This window comes from Lysinibacillus sp. YS11 (assembly GCF_002896375.1).
In the GTDB taxonomy this organism is placed as follows: domain Bacteria; phylum Bacillota; class Bacilli; order Bacillales_A; family Planococcaceae; genus Lysinibacillus; species Lysinibacillus capsici.
Window position 1 is genome coordinate 131,996 of record NZ_CP026007.1, and the last position, 8,005, is coordinate 140,000.

Sequence of the window (8,005 nt, forward strand, 5' to 3'; positions counted from 1 at the left end):
TTTTAGAATTATTAATTATTTTGTGTTGGATTGAAAATAAATTGAAACAGATGATTACAGCACTAAAATTGTGTACAATAGAAATATTATGGACGTAAACGCGGACAATTTACTTAAGGAGTGAAACAAGTGTCAAATATAGAAGAATTAAATGATCAACTATTGGTGAGACGCCAAAAGATGACAACGATACTAGAAAATGGACAAGACCCATTTGGAAGCCGTTTTGAGCGTACACATTTATCAACAGAAGTACGTGATCAATTTGCAGATCAAACAAAAGAACAGCTTGAGGAAAACCTTCAAGAGGTAATTATTGCGGGCCGTATTATGACGAAACGTGGTAAAGGAAAAGCTGGCTTTGCACATATTCAAGATTTAAATGGTCAAATTCAAATTTATGTTCGTCAAGATCATGTAGGCGAAGAAGCGTATGAATTATTTAAACAAGCTGATTTAGGAGATATCGTGGGTGTGCGTGGTAACGTGTTCCGTACACAAGTAGGAGAACTTTCTGTAAAGGCTGAGGAATTCACATTCCTTACAAAAGCGCTACGTCCTATGCCAGAGAAATTCCACGGCTTACAGGATGTTGAGCAACGTTATCGCCAACGTTATCTAGATTTAATGACAAACGAAGATAGCAAAAAGACATTTATCACGCGTTCGAAAATTATTCGTGCAATCCGAAATTATTTAGATAATGCTGGATACTTAGAAGTAGAAACACCAATGCTTCACACAATTGCAGGTGGCGCAGCAGCTCGTCCATTTATTACGCATCACAATGCCCTTGATATGGAATTATATATGCGAATTGCCATCGAATTGCATTTAAAACGTTTAATAGTTGGTGGTTTAGAGAAAGTTTACGAGATCGGACGTGTGTTCCGTAATGAAGGGATTTCTACACGCCACAACCCTGAATTTACAATGATTGAACTATATGAAGCATATGCTGATTATCAAGATATCATGTCTCTAACTGAAAACCTTATTGCACATGTTGCTCAAGAAGTTCTCGGTACAACTTCTGTTCAATATGGTGAAGATGAAATCAACCTTGCTGTAGGCTGGAAACGAGTTCATATGGTTGACGCTGTAAAAGAGGCAACAGGTGTAGACTTCTGGCAGCCGATGACAAAAGAACAAGCACAAGCACTTGCTAAAGAGCATGGAGTTGAAGTGAAGGATGTTCACGAAGTAGGTCATATTATCAATGAATTCTTCGAACAGAAAGTAGAAGAGACGCTTGTACAGCCTACATTTGTATATGGTCACCCTGTAGAAATTTCACCTCTTGCGAAGAAAAATCCAGAGGACGAGCGTTTTACAGATCGCTTTGAGTTATTTATCGTTCGTCGTGAGCACGCCAATGCCTTCACAGAGTTAAATGACCCTATCGACCAACGCCAACGCTTTGAAGCACAATTAGCAGAAAAAGAAGCAGGTAATGATGAGGCACATGAAATGGACAATGATTTCATTGAAGCATTAGAATACGGTATGCCTCCAACAGGTGGTTTAGGTATAGGTATTGACCGTTTAATTATGCTACTAACAAATTCACCATCAATTCGTGATGTATTATTGTTCCCAACAATGCGTCATATTACAAAATAAATTACTGCGTAGGCTCTTTATAGAGCTGCTAAAGAGCATTCAATGAATTAAGAGGAGAATTCACAGGATAGGTGAGTTCTCTTCTTTTTGCTCAATGAAAAAAATTAAGTTGTTTAAACGTAGATTATATTTAGGTTATACTTTTATAGTTCTATGTTTTTCAAATCAAATACAATAAGTATAAAAAGAAGTATTTTATTGGGGGCTTATAATGAATTACAAAATTATTAACAAACAAGTATTTGAACAGGCACAATTACGTTCTGTTTCTGATGTTCCATTTACGGAGGAAGAGCTCGAGCATGGTATGAAATTAGTCGTTGCTAAAAAAGACGAGAATCTTACTTTATATTTAGTAGAAATAGATGGCCATAAGAAATTTGATGTTCGTTGGGACGATTCTTCTGAAATCTTTAGTGGCTGGTATTCTGCATGGGATAACTTCTTGTGGTGCTTAAATATAGTTGACCCTCAAGGTAATGAAATAAAATAGGGACTATTAGAAATAAGCAGGCGCTAAAGTACTTCTACTTTAGCGCCTGCTTATTTTCATAATGCAATTTTTAAAAACCTTCTTTGACCTAAACAACTAATTAGATTTGTAGTTTTATTTATGAAGTAATTTTACACTAAGTTTTATGAGCTATATTTAACTTGAAAAGTAAGTAGTATTTTAATTTAAGATATTGAGATTTAATAGAAAGAGATGTATAGTAAAACAAATAATAAATAAGGAAAGATACTATGATTTACGATTCTCGTAAATACACAAATTTGCTTATTAAAGCAAGTTTGTTAAATTAAATTAGATTTTGTATAAAAAACACTTGCGAAGTTTTTTCTAACGTGATAAATTATTACTTGTCGTTAAGACGATGCAATCAACAACATTGAACTTCAAAAACAATTTGAAAAAAAGATGTTGACATGAATAATTGATTATAATATAATTTAAAAGTTGTCTCCGCTGATTTGAAAAAAACATTTTAAAAAAGTGTTGACAACGAAGTGAAGAAATGTTATAATTTAAAAGTTGCTGTCGAGAGATGGTTGCTAAATGAACCTTGAAAACTGAACAAGCAAAACGTAATCAATAAAGTTTTAAGTAGCTAGTTTTGCTAGTGAACGAAACACAATTTTGGACATCAAACATGATGCCAGCAAAACAATTTGAGCTAATCAAATTTCTTTTATGGAGAGTTTGATCCTGGCTCAGGACGAACGCTGGCGGCGTGCCTAATACATGCAAGTCGAGCGAACAGAAAAGGAGCTTGCTCCTTTGACGTTAGCGGCGGACGGGTGAGTAACACGTGGGCAACCTACCCTATAGTTTGGGATAACTCCGGGAAACCGGGGCTAATACCGAATAATCTCTTTTGCTTCATGGTGAAAGACTGAAAGACGGTTTCGGCTGTCGCTATAGGATGGGCCCGCGGCGCATTAGCTAGTTGGTGAGGTAACGGCTCACCAAGGCGACGATGCGTAGCCGACCTGAGAGGGTGATCGGCCACACTGGGACTGAGACACGGCCCAGACTCCTACGGGAGGCAGCAGTAGGGAATCTTCCACAATGGGCGAAAGCCTGATGGAGCAACGCCGCGTGAGTGAAGAAGGTTTTCGGATCGTAAAACTCTGTTGTAAGGGAAGAACAAGTACAGTAGTAACTGGCTGTACCTTGACGGTACCTTATTAGAAAGCCACGGCTAACTACGTGCCAGCAGCCGCGGTAATACGTAGGTGGCAAGCGTTGTCCGGAATTATTGGGCGTAAAGCGCGCGCAGGCGGTCCTTTAAGTCTGATGTGAAAGCCCACGGCTCAACCGTGGAGGGTCATTGGAAACTGGGGGACTTGAGTGCAGAAGAGGAAAGTGGAATTCCAAGTGTAGCGGTGAAATGCGTAGAGATTTGGAGGAACACCAGTGGCGAAGGCGACTTTCTGGTCTGTAACTGACGCTGAGGCGCGAAAGCGTGGGGAGCAAACAGGATTAGATACCCTGGTAGTCCACGCCGTAAACGATGAGTGCTAAGTGTTAGGGGGTTTCCGCCCCTTAGTGCTGCAGCTAACGCATTAAGCACTCCGCCTGGGGAGTACGGTCGCAAGACTGAAACTCAAAGGAATTGACGGGGGCCCGCACAAGCGGTGGAGCATGTGGTTTAATTCGAAGCAACGCGAAGAACCTTACCAGGTCTTGACATCCCGTTGACCACTGTAGAGATATAGTTTCCCCTTCGGGGGCAACGGTGACAGGTGGTGCATGGTTGTCGTCAGCTCGTGTCGTGAGATGTTGGGTTAAGTCCCGCAACGAGCGCAACCCTTGATCTTAGTTGCCATCATTTAGTTGGGCACTCTAAGGTGACTGCCGGTGACAAACCGGAGGAAGGTGGGGATGACGTCAAATCATCATGCCCCTTATGACCTGGGCTACACACGTGCTACAATGGACGATACAAACGGTTGCCAACTCGCGAGAGGGAGCTAATCCGATAAAGTCGTTCTCAGTTCGGATTGTAGGCTGCAACTCGCCTACATGAAGCCGGAATCGCTAGTAATCGCGGATCAGCATGCCGCGGTGAATACGTTCCCGGGCCTTGTACACACCGCCCGTCACACCACGAGAGTTTGTAACACCCGAAGTCGGTGAGGTAACCTTTTGGAGCCAGCCGCCGAAGGTGGGATAGATGATTGGGGTGAAGTCGTAACAAGGTAGCCGTATCGGAAGGTGCGGCTGGATCACCTCCTTTCTAAGGATTATTTCGGAATACAAACCTTGGGTTTGTAAGATTACGTTTTGCGTTCAGTTTTGAAGGTTCATTCTATCTGAATGAAACACTTCAAAACTTGTTCTTTGAAAACTGGATAAAACGACATTGAAATTGTAACAAACACATTTATTTTTTAAGTTTTTTTATAGGCTTAATAACTTGGTTAAGTTATTAAGGGCGCACGGCGAATGCCTTGGCACTAGGAGCCGAAGAAGGACGGCACTAACACCGATATGCTTCGGGGAGCTGTAAGTGAGCTTTGATCCGGAGATTTCCGAATGGGGGAACCCACTACGTTTAATCGCGTAGTATCTTGACGTGAATACATAGCGTCTTGAAGGCAGACCCAGGGAACTGAAACATCTAAGTACCTGGAGGAAGAGAAAGAAAAATCGATTCCCTGAGTAGCGGCGAGCGAAACGGGAAGAGCCCAAACCAAGAGGCTTGCCTCTTGGGGTTGTAGGACACTCTATACGGAGTTACAAAAGAGCGAGTTAGATGAAGCGACTTGGAAAGGTCCGCCAGAGCAGGTAAAAGCCCTGTAGTCGAAAGTTCGTTCTCTCCTGAGTGGATCCTGAGTACGGCGGAACACGTGAAATTCCGTCGGAATCCGGGAGGACCATCTCCCAAGGCTAAATACTACCTAGTGACCGATAGTGAACCAGTACCGTGAGGGAAAGGTGAAAAGCACCCCGGAAGGGGAGTGAAAGAGATCCTGAAACCGTGTGCCTACAAGTAGTTAGAGCCCGTTAATGGGTGATAGCGTGCCTTTTGTAGAATGAACCGGCGAGTTACGATTACGTGCAAGGTTAAGCTTTAGAAGGCGGAGCCGCAGCGAAAGCGAGTCTGAATAGGGCGAAATAGTACGTGGTCGTAGACCCGAAACCAGGTGATCTACCCATGTCCAGGGTGAAGGTGAGGTAACACTTACTGGAGGCCCGAACCCACGCACGTTGAAAAGTGCGGGGATGAGGTGTGGGTAGCGGAGAAATTCCAATCGAACTTGGAGATAGCTGGTTCTCTCCGAAATAGCTTTAGGGCTAGCCTCGTGATGAGAATACTGGAGGTAGAGCACTGTTTGGACTAGGGGGCCATCCCGGTTTACCGAATTCAGACAAACTCCGAATGCCAGATATTTATACACGGGAGTCAGACTGCGAGTGATAAGATCCGTAGTCAAAAGGGAAACAGCCCAGACCACCAGCTAAGGTCCCAAAGTAATCGTTAAGTGGAAAAGGATGTGGCGTTGCACAGACAACCAGGATGTTGGCTTAGAAGCAGCCATCATTTAAAGAGTGCGTAATAGCTCACTGGTCGAGTGACGCTGCGCCGAAAATGTATCGGGGCTAAACGATTCACCGAAGCTGTGGATTGACATCTACGATGTCAGTGGTAGGAGAGCGTTCTAAGTGCGTTGAAGTCAGATCGGAAGGACTGGTGGAGCGCTTAGAAGTGAGAATGCCGGTATGAGTAGCGAAAGACGGGTGAGAATCCCGTCCACCGTATGACTAAGGTTTCCTGAGGAAGGCTCGTCCGCTCAGGGTTAGTCGGGACCTAAGCCGAGGCCGATAGGCGTAGGCGATGGACAACAGGTTGATATTCCTGTACCACCTCCTCACCGTTTGAGAAATGGGGGGACGCAGTAGGATAGGGTAAGCGCGCCGTTGGTTGTGCGCGTCCAAGCAGTAAGGCGTGTGTGTAGGCAAATCCGCACACTGTAACGTTGAGCTGTGATGGCGAGTCCGTATGGACGAAGTTCCTGATTTCACACTGCCAAGAAAAGCCTCTATCGAGGTGAGAGGTGCCCGTACCGCAAACCGACACAGGTAGTCGAGGAGAGAATCCTAAGGTGTGCGAGAGAACTCTCGTTAAGGAACTCGGCAAAATGACCCCGTAACTTCGGGAGAAGGGGTGCTCTTGAGCGTGCAAGCGCATGAGAGCCGCAGTGAATAGGCCCAGGCGACTGTTTAGCAAAAACACAGGTCTCTGCAAAACCGTAAGGTGACGTATAGGGGCTGACGCCTGCCCGGTGCTGGAAGGTTAAGAGGAGTGGTTAGCGCAAGCGAAGCTGCGAATTGAAGCCCCAGTAAACGGCGGCCGTAACTATAACGGTCCTAAGGTAGCGAAATTCCTTGTCGGGTAAGTTCCGACCCGCACGAAAGGCGTAACGATCTGGGCACTGTCTCAACGAGAGACTCGGTGAAATTATAGTACCTGTGAAGATGCAGGTTACCCGCGACAGGACGGAAAGACCCCGTGGAGCTTTACTGTAGCCTGATATTGAATTTTGGTACAACTTGTACAGGATAGGTAGGAGCCAGAGATCTCGGAGCGCCAGCTTCGAAGGAGGCGTCGGTGGGATACTACCCTGGTTGTATTGAAATTCTAACCCATGCCCCTTAGCGGGGCAGGAGACAGTGTCAGGCGGACAGTTTGACTGGGGCGGTCGCCTCCTAAAAGGTAACGGAGGCGCCCAAAGGTTCCCTCAGAATGGTTGGAAATCATTCGTAGAGTGTAAAGGCACAAGGGAGCTTGACTGCGAGACCTACAAGTCGAGCAGGGTCGAAAGACGGGCTTAGTGATCCGGTGGTTCCGCATGGAAGGGCCATCGCTCAACGGATAAAAGCTACCCCGGGGATAACAGGCTTATCTCCCCCAAGAGTCCACATCGACGGGGAGGTTTGGCACCTCGATGTCGGCTCATCGCATCCTGGGGCTGTAGTCGGTCCCAAGGGTTGGGCTGTTCGCCCATTAAAGCGGTACGCGAGCTGGGTTCAGAACGTCGTGAGACAGTTCGGTCCCTATCCGTCGTGGGCGTAGGAAATTTGAGAGGAGCTGTCCTTAGTACGAGAGGACCGGGATGGACACACCGCTGGTGTACCAGTTGTCTTGCCAAAGGCATCGCTGGGTAGCTATGTGTGGACGGGATAAGTGCTGAAAGCATCTAAGCATGAAGCCCCCCTCAAGATGAGATTTCCCATTACGCAAGTAAGTAAGATCCCTCAAAGACGATGAGGTAGATAGGTTCGAGGTGGAAGTGTGGTGACACATGGAGCTGACGAATACTAATCGATCGAGGACTTAACCAAAAAAGTTTGAAACATTCAATGTGCCGTTTATCCAGTTTTGAAAGAACAAGTAAGTTTTAAAAAAAGCTTGCATTTATACTGAAATATGGTATAATAAATCTTGTCTTTTAATAAGTCTAGTGATGATGGCAAAGAGGTCACACCCGTTCCCATACCGAACACGGAAGTTAAGCTCTTTAGCGCCGATGGTAGTTGGGGGCTTCCCCCTGTGAGAGTAGGACGTCGCTAGGCATAATACCCAGGAGGATTAGCTCAGCTGGGAGAGCATCTGCCTTACAAGCAGAGGGTCGGCGGTTCGAGCCCGTCATCCTCCACCATATGCCGGTTTAGCTCAGCAGGTAGAGCAACTGACTTGTAATCAGTAGGTCGTGGGTTCGATTCCTATAGCCGGCACCATTTTTTCGAGCCATTAGCTCAGTTGGTAGAGCATCTGACTTTTAATCAGAGGGTCGAAGGTTCGAGTCCTTCATGGCTCACCATTTATAAATAATAATAAGCGGGTGTGGCGGAATTGGCAGACGCACTAGACTT

Annotated in this window: 2 protein-coding genes, 4 tRNA genes and 3 rRNA genes (1 of these 9 only partly in view); all 9 read left to right on the forward strand. The window is 45.3% G+C overall.

The genetic code is table 11. The annotated features are described in order from the left end of the window. The first annotated feature begins 120 nt into the window (after positions 1–120). Positions 121–1,623, forward strand: coding sequence for a lysine--tRNA ligase (lysS, locus tag LBYS11_RS00645; RefSeq protein WP_175400778.1), 1,503 nt, complete (start codon positions 121–123; stop codon positions 1,621–1,623). A gap of 211 nt (positions 1,624–1,834) precedes the next feature. Further along, positions 1,835–2,116: a hypothetical protein gene (locus tag LBYS11_RS00650; protein WP_048395308.1), complete on the forward strand. Its 282-nt coding sequence runs from the start codon at positions 1,835–1,837 to the stop codon at positions 2,114–2,116. 696 nt (positions 2,117–2,812) lie between these two features. Next, positions 2,813–4,364 (forward strand): 16S ribosomal RNA (locus LBYS11_RS00655). A 182-nt stretch (positions 4,365–4,546) separates the two neighbouring features. Then, positions 4,547–7,474: ribosomal RNA gene (locus tag LBYS11_RS00660) — 23S ribosomal RNA — on the forward strand. 115 nt (positions 7,475–7,589) lie between these two features. Beyond that, positions 7,590–7,705, forward strand: a 5S ribosomal RNA gene (rrf, locus tag LBYS11_RS00665). Together the 16S, 23S and 5S rRNA genes with 4 tRNA genes alongside form the textbook arrangement of a ribosomal RNA operon. Positions 7,706–7,715: 10 nt before the next feature. Then, a tRNA-Val gene (locus tag LBYS11_RS00670) sits at positions 7,716–7,791 on the forward strand. Between the two features lie 3 nt (positions 7,792–7,794). After that, positions 7,795–7,870, forward strand: a tRNA-Thr gene (locus tag LBYS11_RS00675). A gap of 7 nt (positions 7,871–7,877) precedes the next feature. Further along, positions 7,878–7,953, forward strand: a tRNA-Lys gene (locus tag LBYS11_RS00680). Positions 7,954–7,970: 17 nt separating this feature from the next. After that, positions 7,971–8,005 (forward strand) — tRNA-Leu (locus LBYS11_RS00685) (it continues 50 nt past the right edge of the window).